Annotated in this window: 21 protein-coding genes; 1 reads left to right on the top strand and 20 read right to left on the bottom strand. The window is 70.8% G+C overall.

Annotated elements, in window-relative coordinates:
• Positions 1-20: 20 nt before the first annotated feature.
• The 10 genes from AB5J51_RS00205 to AB5J51_RS00160 form a co-directional block, all read right to left on the bottom strand.
• A complete protein-coding gene (locus AB5J51_RS00205) occupies positions 21-467 on the bottom strand; it encodes a pilus assembly protein TadG-related protein (RefSeq protein ID WP_369776301.1) in 447 nt (148 codons plus the stop codon).
• A 2-nt stretch (positions 468-469) separates the two neighbouring features.
• Positions 470-916 (bottom strand): TadE/TadG family type IV pilus assembly protein, encoded by a 447-nt coding sequence (locus AB5J51_RS00200; protein WP_369776299.1) that lies wholly within the window; start codon positions 914-916, stop codon positions 470-472.
• Positions 917-930: 14 nt separating this feature from the next.
• The gene (locus tag AB5J51_RS00195; protein WP_369780178.1) at positions 931-1,329 is read right to left on the bottom strand and encodes a TadE/TadG family type IV pilus assembly protein; all 399 of its coding nucleotides are present in this window, start codon (positions 1,327-1,329) and stop codon (positions 931-933) included.
• Positions 1,330-1,414: 85 nt separating this feature from the next.
• On the bottom strand, positions 1,415-1,612 hold the full coding sequence (locus AB5J51_RS00190) for a hypothetical protein (protein ID WP_369776298.1): 198 nt from the start codon (positions 1,610-1,612) through the stop codon (positions 1,415-1,417).
• A gap of 28 nt (positions 1,613-1,640) precedes the next feature.
• Positions 1,641-2,534 (bottom strand): type II secretion system F family protein, encoded by an 894-nt coding sequence (locus tag AB5J51_RS00185; RefSeq protein WP_369776297.1) that lies wholly within the window; start codon positions 2,532-2,534, stop codon positions 1,641-1,643.
• Positions 2,531-3,445 carry a type II secretion system F family protein gene (locus AB5J51_RS00180; RefSeq protein WP_369780177.1) on the bottom strand — a complete coding sequence of 305 codons (915 nt, stop codon included), beginning with the start codon at positions 3,443-3,445 and terminating at the stop codon, positions 2,531-2,533. The genes AB5J51_RS00185 and AB5J51_RS00180 overlap by 4 nt, the downstream gene beginning before the upstream one ends.
• Positions 3,446-3,453: 8 nt before the next feature.
• The gene (locus AB5J51_RS00175; protein ID WP_369776296.1) at positions 3,454-5,019 is read right to left on the bottom strand and encodes a CpaF family protein; all 1,566 of its coding nucleotides are present in this window, start codon (positions 5,017-5,019) and stop codon (positions 3,454-3,456) included.
• Complete coding sequence (locus AB5J51_RS00170) at positions 5,009-5,827, bottom strand: hypothetical protein (protein WP_369776295.1); 819 nt, start codon at positions 5,825-5,827, stop codon at positions 5,009-5,011. The genes AB5J51_RS00175 and AB5J51_RS00170 overlap by 11 nt, the downstream gene beginning before the upstream one ends.
• Positions 5,827-6,552: an SAF domain-containing protein gene (locus tag AB5J51_RS00165; protein WP_369776294.1), complete on the bottom strand. Its 726-nt coding sequence runs from the start codon at positions 6,550-6,552 to the stop codon at positions 5,827-5,829. The genes AB5J51_RS00170 and AB5J51_RS00165 overlap by 1 nt, the downstream gene beginning before the upstream one ends.
• Before the next feature lie 61 nt (positions 6,553-6,613).
• The gene (locus AB5J51_RS00160; RefSeq protein WP_369776293.1) at positions 6,614-6,877 is read right to left on the bottom strand and encodes a hypothetical protein; all 264 of its coding nucleotides are present in this window, start codon (positions 6,875-6,877) and stop codon (positions 6,614-6,616) included.
• On the opposite strand from AB5J51_RS00160, the gene AB5J51_RS00155 reads away from it, so the two are divergent.
• A complete protein-coding gene (locus tag AB5J51_RS00155; protein WP_369776292.1) occupies positions 6,876-7,010 on the top strand; it encodes a hypothetical protein in 135 nt (44 codons plus the stop codon). The two genes, AB5J51_RS00160 and AB5J51_RS00155, sit on opposite strands and share 2 nt — an antisense overlap.
• A gap of 469 nt (positions 7,011-7,479) precedes the next feature.
• Here AB5J51_RS00155 and AB5J51_RS00150 read toward each other — a convergent pair whose 3' ends face one another.
• The 10 genes from AB5J51_RS00150 to AB5J51_RS00105 form a co-directional block, all read right to left on the bottom strand.
• Positions 7,480-8,277, bottom strand: coding sequence for a hypothetical protein (locus AB5J51_RS00150; protein ID WP_369776291.1), 798 nt, complete (start codon positions 8,275-8,277; stop codon positions 7,480-7,482).
• Positions 8,278-8,894: 617 nt separating this feature from the next.
• On the bottom strand, positions 8,895-9,800 hold the full coding sequence (locus tag AB5J51_RS00145) for a replication-relaxation family protein (RefSeq protein WP_369776290.1): 906 nt from the start codon (positions 9,798-9,800) through the stop codon (positions 8,895-8,897).
• The gene (locus tag AB5J51_RS00140; protein ID WP_369776289.1) at positions 9,797-12,400 is read right to left on the bottom strand and encodes an ATP/GTP-binding protein; all 2,604 of its coding nucleotides are present in this window, start codon (positions 12,398-12,400) and stop codon (positions 9,797-9,799) included. The genes AB5J51_RS00145 and AB5J51_RS00140 overlap by 4 nt, the downstream gene beginning before the upstream one ends.
• Positions 12,382-12,720 carry a hypothetical protein gene (locus AB5J51_RS00135; RefSeq protein WP_369776288.1) on the bottom strand — a complete coding sequence of 113 codons (339 nt, stop codon included), beginning with the start codon at positions 12,718-12,720 and terminating at the stop codon, positions 12,382-12,384. The genes AB5J51_RS00140 and AB5J51_RS00135 overlap by 19 nt, the downstream gene beginning before the upstream one ends.
• A 320-nt stretch (positions 12,721-13,040) precedes the next feature.
• Complete coding sequence (locus tag AB5J51_RS00130) at positions 13,041-14,132, bottom strand: NlpC/P60 family protein (RefSeq protein ID WP_369776287.1); 1,092 nt, start codon at positions 14,130-14,132, stop codon at positions 13,041-13,043.
• An 11-nt stretch (positions 14,133-14,143) separates the two neighbouring features.
• Complete coding sequence (locus AB5J51_RS00125; protein ID WP_369776286.1) at positions 14,144-16,600, bottom strand: hypothetical protein; 2,457 nt, start codon at positions 16,598-16,600, stop codon at positions 14,144-14,146.
• Positions 16,597-16,941 (bottom strand): hypothetical protein, encoded by a 345-nt coding sequence (locus tag AB5J51_RS00120; protein ID WP_369776285.1) that lies wholly within the window; start codon positions 16,939-16,941, stop codon positions 16,597-16,599. Before AB5J51_RS00120 ends, AB5J51_RS00125 begins: the two co-directional genes overlap by 4 nt.
• The gene (locus AB5J51_RS00115; protein ID WP_369776284.1) at positions 16,938-19,523 is read right to left on the bottom strand and encodes an ATP-binding protein; all 2,586 of its coding nucleotides are present in this window, start codon (positions 19,521-19,523) and stop codon (positions 16,938-16,940) included. The genes AB5J51_RS00120 and AB5J51_RS00115 overlap by 4 nt, the downstream gene beginning before the upstream one ends.
• Positions 19,523-20,056 carry a hypothetical protein gene (locus AB5J51_RS00110; protein ID WP_369776283.1) on the bottom strand — a complete coding sequence of 178 codons (534 nt, stop codon included), beginning with the start codon at positions 20,054-20,056 and terminating at the stop codon, positions 19,523-19,525. The genes AB5J51_RS00115 and AB5J51_RS00110 overlap by 1 nt, the downstream gene beginning before the upstream one ends.
• The gene (locus AB5J51_RS00105) at positions 20,056-20,358 is read right to left on the bottom strand and encodes a hypothetical protein (protein ID WP_369776282.1); all 303 of its coding nucleotides are present in this window, start codon (positions 20,356-20,358) and stop codon (positions 20,056-20,058) included. The genes AB5J51_RS00110 and AB5J51_RS00105 overlap by 1 nt, the downstream gene beginning before the upstream one ends.
• Between the last annotated feature and the right edge of the window lie 6 nt (positions 20,359-20,364).

Raw genomic sequence — 20,364 nt, 5'->3', positions numbered from 1 at the left:
TTCTCGCGTTGAACGGTGGGCTATTGGGGCTGGGTGGTGCCGTAGAGCAGGTGGGCGGAGCCGTGCCCGGTGACGTCCATCGATCCGAGGCCGATGAGGGCCAGGAACTTAGTCGGGTAGGTGTCGTGGACGGTGACGGTCAGCTGGGTGCCGTCGGCGGAGAGGGCGGCGCTGCCCTGGGTGCCGGCGCGGGCGAGGTAGGCCTGCGCGGCCGCCTGGGCGGCTGCGGGATCGACACGGACCGCGGCCCCAGTAACGGCAGCCGCGGGGTCGATGGCCTGCCCGGCCGCCCTAGCCGCCTCCATCGCCACGGCGTCAGCGCGCTCGGTGGCGCGGAGCTTGCCGCCGCCGTCGATGGCCAGCCCGATGATCGCCAGCAGGGCCACGGTGACGATCGCCGTGTAGATGGCGATCCCACCCCGGTCCTCGTGCAGTCGGCTGTGCCACCAGGTACGCAGGTGTCGCATGGTCAGCCCTCCCGGGAGCGGTAGGCGTCCACCACGGAAGTAAACCGACTGGTCATGGTCTTGGATCCCGGAGCGCCGGGCAGCAGCAGGTCGCTCATGGTGACAGTGCAGGAGATGGTCACGGTGACGGTGCCGACCTGCCCGACCGGTACGGCGAGCCCGGAGGCGTCCACGCTGGTGCTGGTTGAGGCGCAGGTGATGCCCTGGTCGTTAAGGGAGCGGGCAGCCGCGGCCGAGGCTTCGGCCTGCGCGCTGCTGTAGGTGCGGGAGATGGACGCGGCACGGGCCGCGTCCTCGGCGGCCGCGTCGATTTTCGCGCCGGCAGTGACGATCCGCCCGCCCGCGATGGCCAGGCACAGCAGCATGAGCAGCAGCGGGGTGACGATCGCGGCCGCGATCGTCTCGCTGCCCCGGTCACCCCCCGCGGTGCGCCGCCGTAGCCACGTCATGATCCGAGTGGATTTCACGGTGTCGTCCACCTTTCGCGTGGCGCGCCGGCCGACTGCGACACGGACAGCCCGCCCACTCCGGGGATGAGGGACGGCGCGCTGCCGCTGACCGTGACCCGCACGTTGGTGGCGGAGCTCCCGGAGGTGGTGACGGAGGTGGCGGTGAGGCTGTCGCCCGCGATCCGGCCGAGGGTCTCCTGCGCGCGTGCTGCGCCTGCGCCGTCGGGAGCCTGGTAGACGCGGGCGGCGGCGACGCCTTCGCGGGCAGCGGTCAGCGCGATGCTGCGGGCATGGACCCACATCGCGGCCTGGACCACCGCGACGGTCACCAGGATGACGAACGGAAAGATGATCGCCATCTGGATCGACGCCTCACCCCGGTCCCCGGCCAGCCGTCGCCGCAATGCCGTCAGCCGGCTTCCGGACCGCCCGCTGCGGACCGGTCGTCCCCGCGCCGTAGGCGTCACTGCGTACCCCTCTCCCCCCTTTGCGCTGCTGCTAGATGCCGGACAGCTTGCCGTTGTACTTGGTGACGACGAGGCCGATGGTCCCGGCGATGGCGAGGGCCCCGGCGACGGCAGCGACCCAGATGATGATGGTCGTGATGGAAATATCGCCCCGGTCCTCAGAGGCGTGCGCCTGGACCTTCTCCCAGTGCGAGCGCAGGGCGACGTTCAGGCGGACGAGCGTCTTCATGGCGTGACTCCCTCATGTTTGGGTCGGGTCAGGTGGTGAGCATGCGGATGATGGCCGGGAAGGCGATCAGGAGCATGACCAGGACGGCGAGCAGCGCGCCGGGGGCGGTCATCTTCTCGCTGTCGCTGTTGGCGTCCGCGGCCTGCTGGGCGAGGAGTTCGGTGCGCAGGTTGCGGGCGCGCGAGCGCAGAGTGGTGTAGACGGAGGCGCCGTCGTCGGCGGACTGCCGCATGATGGCTGCGAGGTCGTCCATGACCGGCAGGTCCAGCTCGGCGGTCAGACGGGCCAGGGACTCCCAGTGCGCCACCTTGTCCACCCTCGACTGCGCCAGCGCCGCCTGGATCCGCTGGAACGCCCACCCCTGCCCCACCGTCGCGGCCTGCTCCATGGCCTGTTCGGCCGACACGTTCCCGGCCCGGCGCAGGGCGACCAGGTCGAGGTAGGCGGCCATGGCGTGCGCGAACTCCGCCCGCGCCCGCTTGGCCTTGTCCCGCAACGCGAGGTCGGGCGCGAACCACAGCACGACGGCGGCGAGGATGCCCACGATCGCTGGCAGGTACAGAGGCAGGCCGAGGAGCAGCAGCGGCACCGTCGACAGCGGCGGCAGCAGCAATCCGGCACCCGCCAGCGCCACCTTGGTCAGGACGAACCGTGCGGGCGTGGACCCGGTCAGAGCAAGGTCCCTATAGGGGGTCCGGACGCCGGGGACATCGGCCAGGCGCTCCAGCAGCCACTGCCCCCACCGCTCGTCCCGGTCCGGCCCGGCCTCCCCGGCCGGTGTGCCGGCGGGTGCGGGTGCAGGCTGGTTGAGGCGGCGCAGCGCGGGCCCAAGGGCGGGTGCGGGCCGCAGGACTTCACGGATGAGCAGGGCGCCGCCGGCTCCGATGGCTGCGCCGGACAGGATCGCCGTAAGGGGCATCATGCCGTTACCTCCACGGTGGGCTCCTCGGCGTTGTCCCCGCCTGTGAGGGTGACGGCGCTGCTGGGGTCGGCGATCAGGAAGCGGGGGACAGGCTTGATGTCGGCGATCTGCCGCATCAGCGCGAGGACTCCGACGAACCCGGCCAGCAGGACAGCCAGCACGAGCTGCCCGAGCAGGGTGCCGTAGGGGGCGGTGTACGAGGGGATGAGGAACCCGCATCCGATCACGCCTAGGGTGATGATCGTCATCCACCGCATCGTGGTACGCGGCTTGGCACGGTCGGCCTCGATGGCCCGGCGCCGGGCGACTTCCTCGTGGACGGACTCCGCGAGGTCCTCCAGCGCCTGCGCCAGACCGGGCCCCCGGTCGGCGGCCGACAGCACGAGGGCGGCCACCACCTTGTCCGCGGTCACGTCGCCCAGTGCGTCGCCGAACTCGCGCAGCGCGTCCACCGGCCGCCATCCGACCTGCAGCCGGTCGACCAGGTCGGCCACCTCGCCCGTGATGTCCTCGGGGCAGCCCCTGCGGGAGACCTGCAGGGCCTCGTCCAGCCCGCGGCCCAGCCGCAGAACGTTGGCCAGGCGCTGAGTCCAGTCGCCGAGGGCTTCCAGTTTGGCGATTCGGGCGGTGGCCGACTTCGTTGGCGAAAGCAGCCACGGCACTCCGATGACCGCGAGGAACACCATCACCCCGGCGATGAACACCCCGCTGATCAGCCACAGTAGTACCCCGGCCAGTGCTCCGCCGGTCAGGCGGGTACGGCGGGCCATCTGCTCATCCCGGGTGGCCAGATGCCGCCCGGCCCGAAGCCGGGCCGCGACACCGGGCCCCTTGGGCGCGGTGGTTCCGGCGATTCCGGCAACCAGTCCGACCAGCCCGCCCGCCACGGCGAGGCCGGCCAGCACCCACAGCAGCACGCTCACAGTGCCGCCCCCTCGGTAACCAGCAGTGGCAGGGGCGCGCCCCACGCCCCGGACGGGTCGTTCAGCAGGGCGGCGTCGAATCCGGCGCGGCGCAGATCGGGAATGCAGCGGGGGTGCATGAGCGGGACGGCGCGGTGCTCGCCCCATTCGGGGCGCGGGCCGAAGATGGTGTTCGTCTCGGGGCGTCCGCCTTCGCCGATGCCGGTGACTTCCAGGACGTGGGAGATGAACCGGTGGCGGTGGCCGCCGATCTTCGTCTCGTCTACGGAGGAGACGAACACGATGAAGTGGAGCCCGTTGGCGGCCTGCCGGTAGGCGAGTGACTCCGACATGTTGGCCTGGGCCAGCAGGTAGAGCTCGGCGATCCGGTCGAAGACCACACTCGGGTGGATGGCGTGCAGGGTGCACAGGTTGCCGCCCGCGCCGTTGGTCATGGCCTGGAGCATCGCGACGATCTCCGGGCCGCGGACCTCACCGACCACGATCCGCGTCAGCGTCATGCGCAGCGCCCGGTACATGAGGTCCATGAGCGTGATCTCACCTGCGGCCTGCCCGGCGACCACTTCGCCGTTGGACTCGCGGGCCTCCATCGGCACCACCTGCCGGTGATGGCCGTTCTCGTGGGCGAAGAGCTCGTACTCGGTCTCGAGCGTCGCGAACCGCTCGTCCGGATCGATCTCTTTGAGCAGAGCCCGCAGCAGCGTCGTCTTGCCCGCCGCCTGACCGCCCACGATCATCACGTTCTTCTCCGCGCGCACACACGCCCGCAGGAACTGCTCAAGGGTGGTGTCGAGCATGCCGCGGCCGACCAGTTCGGGCAGGTCCGCATGGCGCATGCTGTGCCGGCGGATCGTCACATACGTGCCCGGCGTGACGTCGATGACCGCCTGCAGACGCGACCCGTCCGCGAGCCGCAGCGCCAAAAACGGATCCGCGGTCGAGAGACTGCGCTCGGCCTGGCCGGTGGTGCGCCTAGCCAGATCCCGCAGCAGCTCGCGCAGCTCCTCGTCGGAGTCCGCGACCGGCGCCACCCGCACACGGCGCCCGTCGGTGAAGTCCAGCCACACATCCGCGAACCCGTTGATGAAGATGTTCTCCACGCCGGTGTTGTCCAGGTGCTGCTGCAGACGCCCGGCCCGGAACTGCAGGTCGAAGACCGCTTGCGCGATGGCTGCGTCCTCGGCCGCAGACGTTGCAACGCCACGCTTGACGGCCTCGGCATCCGACCACACCGCCACCTGCCCATTGATCAGATGACGGCCCTGCTGCTCCTGTGCGGCCACACTCATGCCCGGCCGGGCCCGCAGCAGCTCGGTCAGCCGTTCCCCGACCTCCTTCTTGATCAGACGTACCGCCCCGTAATCGAGGACCGGCACAGACACCGCCGCGGGAGCGGGCGTGGCCGTGGCAGGCAGTGTCACCCGCGGATTCACCGGATCGGCGCCAGGGCGCCCGTTTGATACGGGGGCCGCGGGAACGGCGCGGGGGCCGGCCAGCCGGGCCTGGAGCGAGCCGGCGGGCACCTGGGGGTTGGGGTTGTTGTGCAGGGGGTTAGCGCGCACCGGTCACCACCCGTCCGCCAACCGGCCCGGCAGGCGGGGCCAGGCGCGTACGGCGCACAGCCACAAGCTCCTGGATCCGCACGGCGGCCGACCGGGCTGAGCGCATCAGCTCCCCGGACTCGAAACGGCGGGGCTGCTCGGCACCGTCCGACAGCACCGCGGCCTCCTTGGGCCGCCAGGGCAGCACCGCCGTGACCCCGACACCCAAATGCTTGCGGACCTCCTCCTTCGAGAACGGGCCCTCGTCCACCAGCAGCATGCCCAGCTCGGTGGTCCCGCCGAGCGACTCGCGCAGCGCCTCCAGGCGCACCTGGGCGCTCTGCAGCGAGCGCAGCGTGCTGCGTGCCACCACCAGGACCACATCCGCGCTCTGCGCCAGCACCCCCGACGGGCCGAACGCCCCACGACGCCCGAGGTCCACGATCACGTCGTGCCCGTGAGCCTCGATCCCCGTGAACAGAGCGGCCAGCGGCCGCCACACCGGTTCCATCGCCGACGCGTGCGCCGGGTCGTACAACCCGGGCAGGACCAGCCGGTCACGGCTCCCGGCGTCGGTGACGTCCACCAGCTGCCGCCAAAACGCCTCACTCAACTGCCCCTGACGCGAGGCCACCGCAAGGTTGCGCAGCCCGTGGGAGTTGTCCAAGGTGCCCTGCAGCGCGCCGGGCAGGATCGCCCCGCCGTCCGGGTCGGCCTCGGCCAGCACCACCCGGTGATCCTGCGGCATCGGCCACGTCATCAGCAGCGCCATCGCCGCCGTGGTCACCCCCGGGGCACCCAGCCCGCCAGCCAAAGCAATGACCGTCATCAGCTGGCCCCGTCCTGCGCGGCCACGATCAGCGCCACCGCCCCCGTCGCCACCCGCGCCGCCAGCGTCGGCCCGCTCGCCGCGGGCACCGCCACGTCCACCACCACAACCCCCGTCGCAGGCGCAGCCACACCCACCGCCACCACCGTCGCCGCGAGCGTTTGCGGCGCCGGCGAATCAGGCGGCTTGCCGGCACCTGCTGCCGCACCGGCCTGAGCCAGGTCAGGTGTCGAGACGATCAAGACCTTCTGGCCCGGCGACAGTCGCGACGCCGGAAGCTGCGACGGCTTCAGAGCCACCCCCACCAGCTGTTCGCCTGCTTTGACCAGGGAGGCGGAGGTGACCTGACCGGGGGAGAGCAGCGAGCCCGACTTCAAGGCCACGGCCGCACGCTGCCCGACTAAGGCGGCCTTCTTCTTCGTGGGGACCGCTTTGACCGCAGGGTCCAGGGCGAGTGAAGCCGAAGCGAGATCGGCCTCCGTGATCGCATTGCCCACCGGCACATCCCGGGCCACGACCAGCACACTGGACCGCTGCCCCGACGCCGTGAACAGCAATGCCCCCGACAGCCCCCCGGCTGCGATCAGCGCGACGGACAGGGCGATCAGACCGGGGCGGCGGCGCCGCTGGCGCACCACGCGGGGAGCAGTGGCCGGAGCGGCCGGCGGACCGGCAAGCCCGGGCAGCGCCGTGCGGGGTGCCGAAGGCTGGATGGACGTGCTCACGTGCTGTGCCTCCAGAAGACAAGAGCAGAGAAGAGAGAAGCAGTGGGGAGAGGTCGGGCCGTTACTGGCCGACCACCTGTACCTCGCCCACCGACACGGTGAACGGCGACTGGCGGACCTCGGTCAGCTGGCCCGTGCGGCCGCCACCGGTCACCGCCCAGTCCACGCTCCACGTGGACGTCGCCGTGCCCTTGTAGACGCCGCCTGGCTGCCCGGCCGACGTCGTCCGGTACAGATGCCCGCAGTCCGGCGACGGCGACATCCCCCGGCCCGCCGTGTACGGGGTACCGGGGCCCGTGCAGGTCACGCTGGATCCGTCACCCATGGCCCAGACGACGGATGACACCTTTGCCGTCGCCGTCACCGTGATCCCGCCCGCCGACGCGGAGGCCGTGTTGGGCCCCCAAGTGGTGGGGCTCTGGCTCGCCCATAGCCACATCGGCACACCCACCGTGTAGCGGCCATTCGCCCGCGGACTCACGATCGCCGGGCCGGCAAGCAGCATGCTGTCTACCGCCCGCTGAGCAAGGATGGCCGGATCAACGGCCGGTGCGGGAACGTCCTTCGACCAGAACGTCATGCCCAGAGTGTCGATGTTGGAAGTTCCAGTGCCCTGCCAGACGCACGGGTTGACGTATATGGCTCCGTCACCAGGTTCGTGCCCTTCCCACAGTGGGCTGCCAGCGGGCGGTTGAGGTTCAAGACGACGGATCGCGCAGCGGACTCCGTCGACGATCGGCTCGCTGGTGCCGCTGGCTCCACCGCCACCACCTTTGCCCTGCCCGCCACCTCCGGGCCTTTCGCCCGGCTGATCGACACATATGGTGACGTACTGATCAGCACCGTCGCAGATGCCTCCGTCGGCATGCGCGGAGCCTGGCAGGGCTAGGGCTGTAAACAGAGCGAGCGGAATGACCGCTGAACGTCTCAGCATTTGTTGTCGCCGTTCGGAGTCATCTTGACCACCATCCATCGTCCAGCCCACTGCTCGATTTCAGCGACGGCGACATAGCGCATGGGTTGTGCCGAGGGATAGGGCCGCACAGTGCCCGTGGCGCGCTCGACCGTCTGCCACGTGGAAAGGTCAAGGCAATCCGTGACTGTGGCCGTAGGCCGTTCGCCAGACAGATTGAGGGCCGTTGTTTCTGGCCTGTGCCCGGGGCCGCCCTGCTTTGCGATACCTGCCTTCTGCATGCTCGCGATGTCAGCCAGAGTCCGGTCCAGAGCACCCTTCGCGGCGAAGTCCACCAACCTGGTGCCTTTCTCGGTGCCCGTTGCATATGCCTTAACCGACTCAGCCCAAAAGCCGTCGTAGGCTGCGAGGACGTTCTTTTTCTCGGCGGCTTGGGGGTCGGCGGAAGCGGTGGGCGAGGCACTAGGGCTCGGGCTCGTGGGCGCGGCCTTGTTGTCCTTGCTGCTCTTGGAACAGCCGGCTCCGGTGACGACGATCGCGGCGGTTGCTGCGAGAGCGAGGAGCTGGCTGTAGCGCCGTGCGGTGCGGGTGTGGTGCTGTGGTGCCGTTGTCACGTGGATACCCCCGGTTGTCACCTCGGCGGGAGTGCGGTCTAGGTCGCCATCCCGAGCCCGATCATCGCTGGTGCAACGCTTTGCTCGTCGCGGTGCGTTGTACGGCGCACCATACGACGTCAATGCTCCAGTGCCTACGGGATTCTTGGGTTCAGGTGACGCGTCGTCATGCTTTGCCCATAATTGCCGGTCATTCATGTGTCAGTTCCCCCTTCGAGGGGCTCCTGGTGTCTCGTGCTGTGGGCGAGTCTGCGGTCGGCGGCCTCTTCGATCGGCAAGAAGGTTAGATCTAGCCATGTGGCTTGTTCTTTGCTTTCAGCAAGGCTTGGTGGATGCGGAGGAGGTGCATTGTCTGGTGGGCTCGCATCCGTGTCGAGTCTCATCGCTGCTGCTTGCCGCACCGCTAACCCTCTGGGCAGGGTGCGGTATCGGTCACGTTCCGAGGGCACCGGTGAGTGACCGACTGTTGCTGGGGCAATCACGGCTGAGGCGGTCGGTCAGCCCGTGCTGCTGGGATCTGAGTCAGCGAATCTCGATCGACGAACCCATCAGCCAGGTCCGCGATGTGGGGCGTTCAAGCGCCTCCGGCTGTTCCCTGCTGCCGCCCGGCCCGTGACCATCGGACACCGTATGACAGGCCCTTGCCCCGGTAGAGAGAATGGCCACTCTTGACGTGAGCCGCCGCCGGTCCGGAGCAGTGGATCCGGTGCCTACCTCATGGGCAGTGAAGCCCCCACGAGCACAGACCTTTCAGTTGTCGGCTCGGGCCGGATACGGCTCCGCGCTGGGCGGCGCAACCGTTGCCCCGCGTTGGCCTACAGCTGTGTCCATCCCCGGGGTTCGGCAGCCCCGGTCAGTGGCGTCCAGACGGGCCCTGTGGGGCTGTGGGTTTCGAGGTCCTCGAGGATGGCGGCGCCGAGGGGGACGTGGGCGGCGAGGCGGGTCACGAGGCCGTGGTCGGCGGTCATGTGCCGCAGGTCCTCGATCCGGCGGGCGAGCGTTACGCGTGGGGCGCCGGTGAGGATGAACAGGATGCGGGGGAAGCGGGGGTAGAACCTCTGCCAGGTGAGCAGGGCGCTTTGGTCAGCGACGGTGGTGCGCCGGCCTGCCGGCTGGGGGGTGTAGTCGTGGAAGCGTGCGTAAGAGATGAGTTTGCGGGCCAGGCGTTCGCTGCTCATGGTGGCGCGGTCGACTTCGACGAAGGCCCGGTACTGGCGGCGGCGGGGGCTGGCGGTGGTGTAGTGGAAGACGGCGTCGGCGATGATCTGGTCCTCGCCTCCGGTGTCGGGCAGGCGGTGGGCGATCTCAGGTACCCAGTCCAGCGGTCCGTATTCGTCGCCCCGGTTGCGTGCGTCGGTGAGGAAGGCGATGTGGGCGCGGACACCGGTGAGGGTGTGCGCGGCGCGCAGTGACGCTGCTGCGTCGGCGAGGACGGCGGGAGCGCGGCCGCGCATCTCGGGCCAGTCTCGGACGGTCTGCGCGCCGGCGGGGGTGAGGAAGTGGGCCTGCAGGTGGTTGCTGCTGCCCAGCACCGTATGAGCAATGAGCCCTTCGGCGCGCAGCGGTGCAAGCACCTTGTAGATCTTCCTGGCCGGGGTTTCGGGGGCGAGTATCTGGTGGAGCTGGGTGGTGGTGACCATGCGGTGCTGCGCGATCAGGGCGAGCGCCTGGTGGGCGCGGGTGTCGCTGGTCGGCGGGTGAATCGTGGTGGCGCGGGTCATGCGTACTGCTCCTCGGAGTCATCGGTTCCGGTTCCGCTGGCGGCTGGTGAAGCCGGCAGGGTGGTGAGGAAGGAGCGGACCGTCTCGGTCTGCTCGAGGGCCTGCGCGGTGAGAACACGCAGGGGGCGGGCCCCGGCGTTCTCATGGGCGGCGCGCAGCAGGGCTTTGGTCTTGCCCGGGCGGGCGAGGTGGCCGAAGACGTCGGTGAGTGCGGGGCCGCGGACCAGCAGCGGCCCGATGCGTTTCCCGGCGACGGTGAAGGAGGCGTAGTGCCACCACCGCTCCAGCTCCGCGGCATCGGCAACGGTGACCTTCCCCGCCCACTCACCGGTGATCTGCGCGATGGCCTCCGCGGATCCGGCCGTGGTGGAAAGGCAGCTCGCATTCTGCAGCAGCGCGGTCCGGGTCGCACCGGAGAGGCGGTGCATCAGCTGCGTCATCCCGTGCAGTCGGCACCCGAACTTGCGCAGCTGCTCGGTGATCTCCGCGACCGTGGACGCGGCGCCGTCCAGTGAGATCAGTTCGTCCAGGTAGAAACGGAAAGGGGACCGGTCACGCTCGGGGAGGTCCCGGCGTGAGAGCCCGGCGCGCAGGAAGTCGCGGACGATCAGGGAGATCAGCAGCCGGTCGGTGGGCCCGGTCCCGGGCGGGCAGATCCACAGGACGTGGCTCTCGTTCATGGCCTGGCGGATGTCGTAGCCGCTGAGCGGGCACCCCAGGAACGCGCGGATCACCGGGGAGGCTGCGAGGCGGTCGAGCGGGTTGAGGACGGTCAGCAGAGCATCCTTGGGTAGATCAAGGAAGCTGGCGGTCCACCAGCGCCGCGCATCGGCGTCCAAGGCCTTGAGGACTCGGTGGCGAAAGCCAGGCTCGGTCAGCAGCGGCCGGATCTGGAACAGCGTCGCCTGCTGCTCTCCGGCGTCGGCGGCGATGGCTGCGACGTTGACGGTGACCAGGGCCTCGACCGTTTTGGTCAGGATGGTGAGTGCGCGGGGTGCGGTGATGTCACTCCAGCCCAGGGCGGTGGCGATCGCGTCGACCACGGCGGCGGTCGCCTCGTGGGGCTGTGAGCCGCGGGTCATGTCGAGGGGGTTCCAGCAGGCCAGCATCGCGTCCGGCTCGCGGATAGTGAGGTCGAACAGGCGGATCCGCGCCGTGATCTCGTCGTGGGCGAGGTAGCGGGCGACTTCGTGGAAGGAGTCGCCGTGGGGGTCCACGAACGCGAGTCCGTGTCCGTTGTGGGCGCTGGCCACGGCCTGGACCTGGGCCCGCATGGTCTTGCCCCATCCGGCTTTGCCGGACTGGACCTCGAAGAGGGTGTCGTCCTCGTGGGTGGCGAGCAGCCGCTCCCGGCCGTCCGGCCCCCGGTACCAGCCCTGCGGAAGCAGGTCCTGGCCCGGCTCGTAGGTCGGCATCTGAGCCTCGAGCACCGGCAACCGCGCCGCAGAGGTGGGCGGCTTGAGCAGGCCGGCCATCTCGTCGATACGCGCCCAGCCGCCGCGGGCGGGCCGCATCAGCGCCTTCGCCCACCGCTCATCGAACCGGGCCCGCCACGGCCCCCAGTCCGGCCCGATCCGCCACGGCCCCAACGAGATACCCCGGGAGCCGATCCGGGAGGCACCCGCATACAGGTCCATAGCCGCGTTGATCAGGGCCAGCTGCTGCTCGGCGCGCCCCTCGACGTTGGAGGCGCAGCGCACCAGGATCTGCACCCGCATCAGGCCCGCGTCCTGGGCGAGCTTGCCCAAGGCACCTTCGCGGTCGACGCGTTGAGCGTGCGGGGGCAGCAGGACCGGGGCCCGGCCCGGGTTCCGCCACTCGGAGGGGTCCAGGAGCCGGCCGATGGCGCGGGGCAGGCTGGTGGTCGACTCCGCGCCCAGCCAGCGGGCTTCGCGGGCTGCTTCACGCCGGGCCTGGGCGCGGGCCTGCTGGAGGATCTGCATGCGGCGGAGGGCCAGATGCCATCGGGGGGCGGGGGAGAGGTCCACGCACACCTCGGCGAGGTCGCCGAGACCGGAGCGGATGCCGGCGACGGCGTCGACCAGCGGCTGCAGCGGGTCGGGATCCAAAGGAACCTCCCGCAGCCGTGAGCCGGGCTTGCCGTGCAGGGTCAGCACCGCCCGCACCACGTGGGTGCGCATCTTGTCCGCGACCGGCCCAGACTCGCTGACCTGCACACGCGGCCCGAAGGACGTCAGCTTCAGCAGAGCGCGGGCGGACGCTGGTGCCTCGACCCGGTAGGCGAGGGGCCGGCTTCCGTCGGCGCGCAGCCGAAGCCGCACGGTGCGGGCCCGGCGCGGTGTCCACCACGGCCCCGATCCCGCAGCCCGGATCACCTGCATGCCCTGGCGCCAGATCTCCTCATCCCCCGGCGCGAACTGAGCACTGGGCACCAGCTCCACACAGGTGCGCTCGGCGAGCGCCCGAAAGGCCAGACGCTGCTGCAGCACCTCCCACCCGGCCAGCAGCAAAGCCGCGATCAGCGCCAGCCGCCACAGATGCGCGTACGCCCAAGCGGCGAGCCCACACAGGGCAGCGAGGACTTCTCCGGCCGAGCCGAAGGCTCCGGCCGCGGACGCGGTCACGGTGTGCGGTTCCATGATCCATCTCCGTTCTGGGTGAAGTGGACGGCGGCCGTCCGGTCGTCCAGGAGGGTCCCGGCCGGGTCGGCGCCGGCCCACACCAGCCGCACCACCGCCCGCGCCCGCCCACCCGCATCCGGACCGGTCTCGGCGACGCGGCGGGCGGTCGCTGCCTGGATCCGTACCTGTGTGTAGTCAGCCGTCTCGGCCAGCCACGCTGTACGGCCCTGCTGCAGCAGCAACTCCTCGTCGGCGGGCTGGAGATCCCGTCGGCCGGCCTGGTCCATCGCCTGCTGGATGAAGCGGTCGGCGGCCTCGCCGGATCCGGGGTGCGGCAACAGCGAAGGACCATGCCGCGCACCAGCAGGCGACGAGGGCGCTGCAGAAGTTGCCGCGGCCATCGGACCGGCGCTGCCGGCCGCGCTGCTCCCGGACGGTCCGTCCGGCGGGCCCGGCGTTGGTGTCGGAGGGCCGTCCACGGCTGGAACTGGCGAGCCCGCGGCCTCGCCCGGCGCCGCAGTGTGCACCGCTGCCGGCCTCGGCCTGGACGCGGGGGCGTGGGCCTGCGGCCGCAGGCCCGCATACAGCAACAGGACTCCGGCGCAGGTCAGGGCGGCGCTGGCAGCGATCAGGCGGCCGCCCGTCCGCGGTAAGGACGTCACAGCAGCCTGGCCCCTCCCGCGTAGTCGGGCATCGCGGTGACCGGGTCGATCCGCACGACCTTGCCCGGCCGGGGCGCGTTGATCATCTGCCCGTCACCGAGATAGATCCCGACGTGATGAATGGTGGAATCCGAGGCGGGGTTGTAGCCGTAGAAGATCAGATCGCCCAGCTGCAGCGCGCCATACCCGGCTGAGGCGGGGATTCGCTGGCCGGTGCCGGCCTGTTCCGCTGCGGTGCGGGGCAGGTTGATTCCGGCTTTCGCGTAGGCGTATTGCGTCAGGCCCGAGCAGTCGAAGCCGTTCACGGTGCGGCCGTCCTGGCCGCCGGGGGAGCAGCAGATCCCGGTGCTGGGGCCGCCGGGGCCGCCGCCGCCCCAGGAGTAGGGGATGCCCTGCTGGGCGAGCGCGGCTTCGACGACGACGCCGGCGTTGCCCGTCGGGGTGGCCGGTTTGCTGCCCAGCACGTCGTAGCGGTCGATGCCCGCCAGGACGTCGTCTACGTAGGCCTGCGAGTGGTTGTAGGTGTAGATCGCGGGGCGGAGCTGCTGGCGGTCGGAGAGGTCGCGGCCGTTGCCGCAGAGGTAGGCGGCGGCCGAGGCTGCGGCGTCGTCGGCATTGTGCGGGGAGATCGTGCCGTCGCTGTTGCCGTCCTTGCCGTACGAGCGGAAGGTCTCGGGCAGGAACTGGAATGGTCCGACCGCCCGTTCGAACTGGGGGTCGCCGTCCCAGGCACCGCCGTCGGTGTCGGTGATGGCGGTGGTGTTGCCGCCGGCTCCGGATCCGTCCAGGCGGGGGCCGGTGATCGGCGGGCTGATGTCCCCGTTCGCGGCGATCTGGTGTCCGGCGGCGTGGTCGGATTCCACGCGGGCGATCCCGGCGAGGATCTGCCAGCGCATGCCCGGGCAGTTGCCGGGCTGGGCTGCGCCGGTGAGGTAGGCGGCAAGCATCCGCTCGGGGATTCCGGCCGCTGCGGCGTCCACCGGTCCGCCACCACCGGCTGCCGGTCGGCTTCCGGCAGCCGCGGACAGCAGCGCGGGGCCGGTGCAGCACACCGCGGTGGCCAGCAGCAGCACGGCCAGGCATCCCATTTTCCGCTTCTTCACAGAGCTTCACCGCCGGGGGAGCGGGCGCCGGTGTGGCGGGCGTTGATGACGGCACGCAGTTGGTCGGCGTCCGCCTGTGCCCGCGCCTGGGGGCTGTCCTTTGGCAGGGGAGCCATCGTGCGGGTGGGCTGCGGCCAGCCGGTGACCTGCCGGCCCGGTCCCGGCGGGTGAGCGGCCGGGTTGGGGGTGAACACCCCAGGCGGGGCAGTGGCGTCGGCTCCTCCTGTCGGAGACGGCGTGGGGCGGGCAGCGCTGGCCGATGATGTCCCAGTGCGACTGAACCCGTCCCGTACGGAGCGCCCAACCAGCTCCCACCGGGCGCCGTCTTCCCGGACCTGGTTGGCCGCGACTCTCAGCTGGGTGTGGGCGTCCTGGGTGAACTCCGATGCCTTATCCCGCCCGGTCTGCAGGGTCCGCGGCAGGCCGAGCGTCGCCCCGTACGCCATCTGTGCGGTGCGGTGAGCGATGCGGTAGCCGCGCAGCCGTTGGGCGCGGGCGTGGATGCGGGAGCCGAGCAACGGGCGATCGGTGGAGGGGTCGTGGAGGATCTCGCCGGTCCACTGGTCCACCTTCATCTCGCCCGCAAGCTGTGCCGGAGCCGCCGGGCCCCGGCCTGCGGCCGCGCGGTGGAGGGCGGCCGTGGCCGGGTGCCGGCCGGGCTTGGGGCCGATCAGGGCGGCGTGTGCGCCGCGCAGTGCCATCGCCACGGGGGCGAGGCCGCGGCGTCCTTCGGCAAGGGCGTCACCGATGAGCCGGCCCGGGGTGAACGGCATGCCGGTGCCGTCGCTCATCGCGGCGAGCCTGCCCAGCGAGCGCAGCCGCGCGCCGAGCACCCCGTGTGCCACCGACGTTGCGCCGCCCCTCATACCGCCCCCACCGCCTGCCTGGCTGTGCATGGCCAGGGCTGCGCCGAGTGCGCTGCTATCTCCGGGCAGGTGGGTGCCACCGATCTTCGCGAACCGCATCCGGGTGGCCATCCGCTGGCCGAAGTTGGCGGTCGAGGCGAGCAGGCGGCGGTGGAAGGCGAGGAAGGCGAGGGCGATGGCGTCCAGGATGATAAGGCGCTCGACCATCAGGTCGGGGCCGCTGCGGGAGAAGACGACGTCCACGGTGATCCCGAAAAGGGGTAGTGCCATCGCGGTGACGAAGCCGGTCGTGACGGAGACGATGAAAACACCGAACCAGCGCCACATCGACATGCGGGAGGGGCCGGGCAGCATCGCCCATACCCACGCGATGCCGCCTGCGGCGGCGGCTGCCGCGTCGCCGGCCTGGGAGCCGAGCATGACCAGGGACATCGACACCACCATCATCGCGACGATGCAGACGGCGACCAGTAGCGCTGCGGCGGCGCCCACCCGGTCCCAGGTCGGCTCTTTCGCATACGCGGCGGCCGACTTCCCCCGCTCACCGGCCTTGTCCAGATCGGTGAGGAGCTTTTCGAATTCGGGATTGGCGACGGCCTGCGCCCACGGCATGGGGCTGTCGGGTGTCGGGATGACGGAGCTTGCGGGGGGCCTTCGCTCGCAGTAGGCGCGGGCCGGGCCGTGCACCTTGCGGCACACGTTCTTCTTCCCGGCCTTCTCGTCCTTCGTCACGCCCGACACCCACTCGAGGTGCGCCGCGTATGCGGCCTTGTCGCCGGGGTCTGCGGGGTCGAGGACCGTGCCGTACTGCAGGAGCATGTACGGCTTGACGACGAGCGCGCTGGTCAGTGCGTCCTGGATCGGCTTGGCCACGGAAGCGGCCTGGACATCGGAGTTGCGGCAGGTGTCGTGAGCGGGACCGACGACCAGGTCACACGGCTCCCCGGCGGGCGCGGTCTTGCCGAAGTAGCTGCTGGTGGTGATCTGGGCGACTTCGACGGCGGCCTGGTGGGCTTGGTCGAGGGGTCCGTCGCGGCCCAGCAGGTAGTCGGGGCGGATGAACGCGCTGGCGGCGAGGGCGGCGATCACCAAGGTCAGCGCGATCTCGCCGAGCCCGGTCCCCACCTTTCCGCGCACGAACAGGACCAGCCCGAAGACGAATGCCCAACCAAGCAGCAGCCCTTTGAGGCCGAGGGCGTCGACGACGTGGGTGTTGTAGGCGGTGGCAAGCTCCTGCGCGGGCCCGGTCAGCAGACGCAGCAGGGGGAACTCGAATACGAAGCCGATCAGCCAGCAGCACAGCCCGACCAGCAGCCGGACCAGGCAGAAGAGACTGCCCATCACAAGGACCTGGGTCTGACCGACGACGTTGGCCAGCATCCCGCCCTTGGCCTCGAGCTGGTAGCCCTCCAACGGCACGCCCTCTGAGCTGGGAATGTTGAGGGGGGCGAGCAGCCCGCCGCCGTCCGTCGCGTTCCCGTCGGCTGCGGCAGCGACGGCGGTGTTCGTCACGAGGAACACGGCGGTGAGCAGGGCGACGAATCCGGCCGCGCGCAGCGTGCCGCGGTCGAAGCGGAACCTCGTCATCGGGACCGCCGCTCGAAGGCCAGGACTAGCCCTAAGGCTCCGCCGATCGCGGCAGTAGCGAACAGCATCAGGCCGATGCGCCCGTCCATGCCGGTGGGGACGACGGTGGCCGCTGCAAAGGGCCCAGCTACTGTGGCGGCTGTGCCGGGGCCGCGAGTGCAGTAGTCATGGGCGGGGCCGATGACCAGGTCACAGGGCTCGCTGCTCACTGCTGCCCCGGCGACGGATGGCGACGTGGTCCCCGATGGCGAGGCGTGGGGCGCTGCCCATGCGGCGACGGTGCAGGTGAGGAGGAGCAGGGCGAGGGCGCCGCTGAGCAGCAGCCGCAGGTGAGCGTTCATTGAGAGGTCCCCCCGTGGGTCGCGGCTGCGGGCTCGCGGCCGGGCGTGGTGAAGATCGTTTTCTTCAGGCGGGCGACGGGCGGGACGACGACCTTGATCCGGCCGACCTGCATGCGGGGATCGCGCAGCAGCATCTCGCCCTCACGGCCGGGCTGGCCGACAGGGGAGAGGCCGGTGGTGACGAGCCTGATCAGGTCTTCGTCGTCGCCGTCCAGGCCCAGGAAGCGCAGGCCCTTGGCCGCGCGTGCCTGGTCGGTGGTGCGGGTCAGGAACCGGTAGGCGATCAGTCCGGCGTCCTTGCCGAGCTCGTTCACGTCGTGGGCGCCGAGGAAGACGCCAGCGCCGTGCTTGCGGCCGTCGTGGAGGATCTCGTGGACCAGCGCCGAGCCCTCGGCGGAGGAGGTGAGCCAATAGCACTCATCCAGCGCGACCAGGCAGAACCGTCCTGGCTCGGTGAACGCCGCCTGCCTGGCGATGGCCGCGATCAGATACAGCACGGCCCGCCCGATGAGTGCCTCGAGGGGCTGCTGGCGCAGCACCTCGACGTCCGCGAATGCCTCCTTCGGCGGCAGCGTCAGCCCGGCGGTGGTGACCACCACCATGTCCGCGCCCAGATCACCCTCCAGCGTGACTGGCGGCAGGTCTGGGTCGAACACCATCGCGGCGAGGGGATTTGCGCGCACGATCCGCAGCAGGTCGGCCATGGTGGCCGCCGCGTCAGCGCGTGTCGTGCCCGAACCCTCGGCCAGCGCGGCGAGGACGTCCAAGACCTTCGCCATCGACGGCTCGGGACCGCCGGACACTTCCTCGACGGCGTGGTGGAGCACGGCGCCGGCAGCGCTCATCGCCCCAACCCCCAGCTGCAAGGTCAGATACGACAGGGCGTAGTGCGCGCCGACCGGCCCGCCGAACACCCGCAAAGGGTCGATGGACAACTCGGCCCGGGCAGCGTCGATGACCTGACACCGCTCACCCATCGCGGACTGCGCGAAGCTGGCCCATTCCCGGATCGGGGTGCGGTCGATGACAATCGCCCGCCCGCCCCGGTCCACTACCCCCGCGGTGACCAGTTTCTCCAGCACGCTCTTTCCGCCGCCCAGATCGCCGATTGCGGCGCTGGACGCCGAGGCGTTGACCTGCGGGGCGTCGGCGGGGTTCAGCAGGACGGGGCGGATCGTGCCGCTGTCGAGGTCGTGGCCGATCATCACCCCAGTCGGGTCACCGACCTTCGAGAGGGTCAGCGCCCCGCAGGCGGCCCAGTCTTCCGACAGCTGGTGCTGGGTGAACTGGCTCAGCTTCGCCGGCCGCACCGTACCGGGAAGTCCCAGGGCGAAGAGGTCCTCCTGCATGCCGATCGGCCGGACAGCCCGGTAGTCGGCCCCAGACAAAGCCGCGGACAGCTCCCGGGCCCGGGCGTCGCACGTCGCAGCATCTGGACCCCAGACCGTCAGGACGGTCACGGACTGGACTTCGACCTCGACCGAGGTCCGTGCCATCCGGGCGTCCTGTTCGGCCAGATCCCCGGCGGCATCGGGCAGCGAATGCGGCATCCCGGTGGGCTGCGCCCCGTACTGCTCGGCCTGGTCCAAAAGTTCGCGCTTCTTGCGCTGGACCTGCGCGCGGGCCTTCTTCGCCGGCACCACCCGCAGATCCGCGGTGACGTCCACCGGGAACGGCAGGCCCTCCAGCTGGGCCAGGACATCCGCGCTCTCCACCGACACCGCCGGCGGAATTTCCGCGAGCACCAGGTGCGCCTGGTAGCCGGTCCTGGCTGCTTCGGTTTCGACCTGCAGCCACTTGCGGCCCACCGGCGACGCCGTCGCGACCGAACGCCACCACGAACGCGCACCACCAGCCTTGCGGGTCTCATCGTCAGCGGTGGACTGCTTGTCCTGGCCGCCTTCGGCGAGGCGGACCTGGCCCAGGTCCGCGTAGGAGGGGGAGTGCAGCTGTCCGTCGTGGATGCGGCTGGCGAAGAGGGGGCTGTGCTCGGCGTCGGTCAGGAGCGGCTCCGCGAGCCCCCGGTGCAGGGCGTGCTGGAGCATCCATACGATCTCGGCAGGCGACGCCGGCCGCAGGCTCAATCCGCCGCCCAGCGACGTCTGGACGCGGTCGGCTTCAGCCTGCGCAGCCCGCACCTCTGCCTGCGGCACCGGTACCGGGGCGATGCCCAGAGCCCCCGAAATCTCTGCGTACAGCGCTCCGAGGGACGCCGCGGTCGTACCGCCCTTGTCGGGCAGCGGAACGGCGAGCCACACCGTCCGCTCGTGCATCTCCTGGCCGGTCAGCAAATCCACGGTGGCCGCGCAGGTCTGCGCCCACGCAGGCAGCCGCTGCCAGTTGAGGCCCTCCACCATTCGCTCGGCGACCTCGCCCGGATCGGTGCGCGCGGCGAGGACGAACAGCCGCGGCTCCATGGCGGGCATCGACCGGACCAGCGAGGTGATCTTGCCCAGGAGTTCCTGCCGGACGCGGGCAGGCAGATAGCCGCCGGGCAGGGGCGTCACCCGCCACACCGCCCACACGGTGCCGGACGTCGACCACAGCAGATGACCTGCGATGTGCCGGAAAGGAGTGAGCATCACGCCGCCTTCCGCCCGGCCCCGGCCGCATCCGCCAGGAGGCGGGCCAGGCCCGAACCGGCCGCTGCGCTCTCCGCAGCCGGCACCGGCACCAGCGAGACCGGCCTTGCACCCGACGGGGCCAGAACCCGGGCAGGGGCGGCGGGGGCGGGAGCAGCCTCGATGACGAACTGCCCCCGCAGCTGGGTTGGCTGCTTGTCGCGGGCAGCCCTCCCGCCGATCCGCCCTGCCGGGTGCCGCAGCAGCAGGACCAGCACGCCGAGCAGGGCGGTGAACGGGTTCTGTCCGGCGATCTGCGCCCCGCGCATGGCCCATACCGCGCACAGCCATAGCGCGACGGGCACGGGCCCGGCCCACGACCACCACGCGAATGTCTTGATCAGCGCGAAGGCTCCGCCACCGAGCACGACCAGCTGTGCGGGCGTGTACGGGCCGAACGGCACAGTCCAGTCGCCGAGCTTGCCCAGCACCCACGGATGCCGGCGCGCACTGGTGTAAGCCCTGGCGATGCGCGGCTGCGCGGCCGCGCTCATCAGAGGACACCGTTCTGACCGGCTGTAGGGCCGGGGGAGACGACGACGGTGACGGCACCCGCGCCCTTGGCTGGGTTGTTGATCTCATCGGAGAACATTGCGGCGAGCGAGTCCCGGGAGTTGTAGATGCCCAGCGCGATGACCAGGGCGATCAGCGCTCCGATGCCGGCTTTCATGGAGAACTTCTGGCTGACCGTGACGACCACCACGGCGAGCAGAATGACTCGGAGGCCTCCATCGCTCCAGTGGGCGAGCGTCGCGATGAAGGAGTCGCCCATGTCACGGAACTTGCCTGCGAGCATGACCTC

Origin of the sequence: Streptomyces sp. R33 (genome assembly GCF_041200175.1) — a bacterium.
Classification (GTDB): Bacteria; Actinomycetota; Actinomycetes; order Streptomycetales; family Streptomycetaceae; genus Streptomyces; species Streptomyces katrae_B.
Note: the sequence above shows the minus strand (reverse complement) of the source record. Positions and strands in the feature narration are given on the sequence as shown.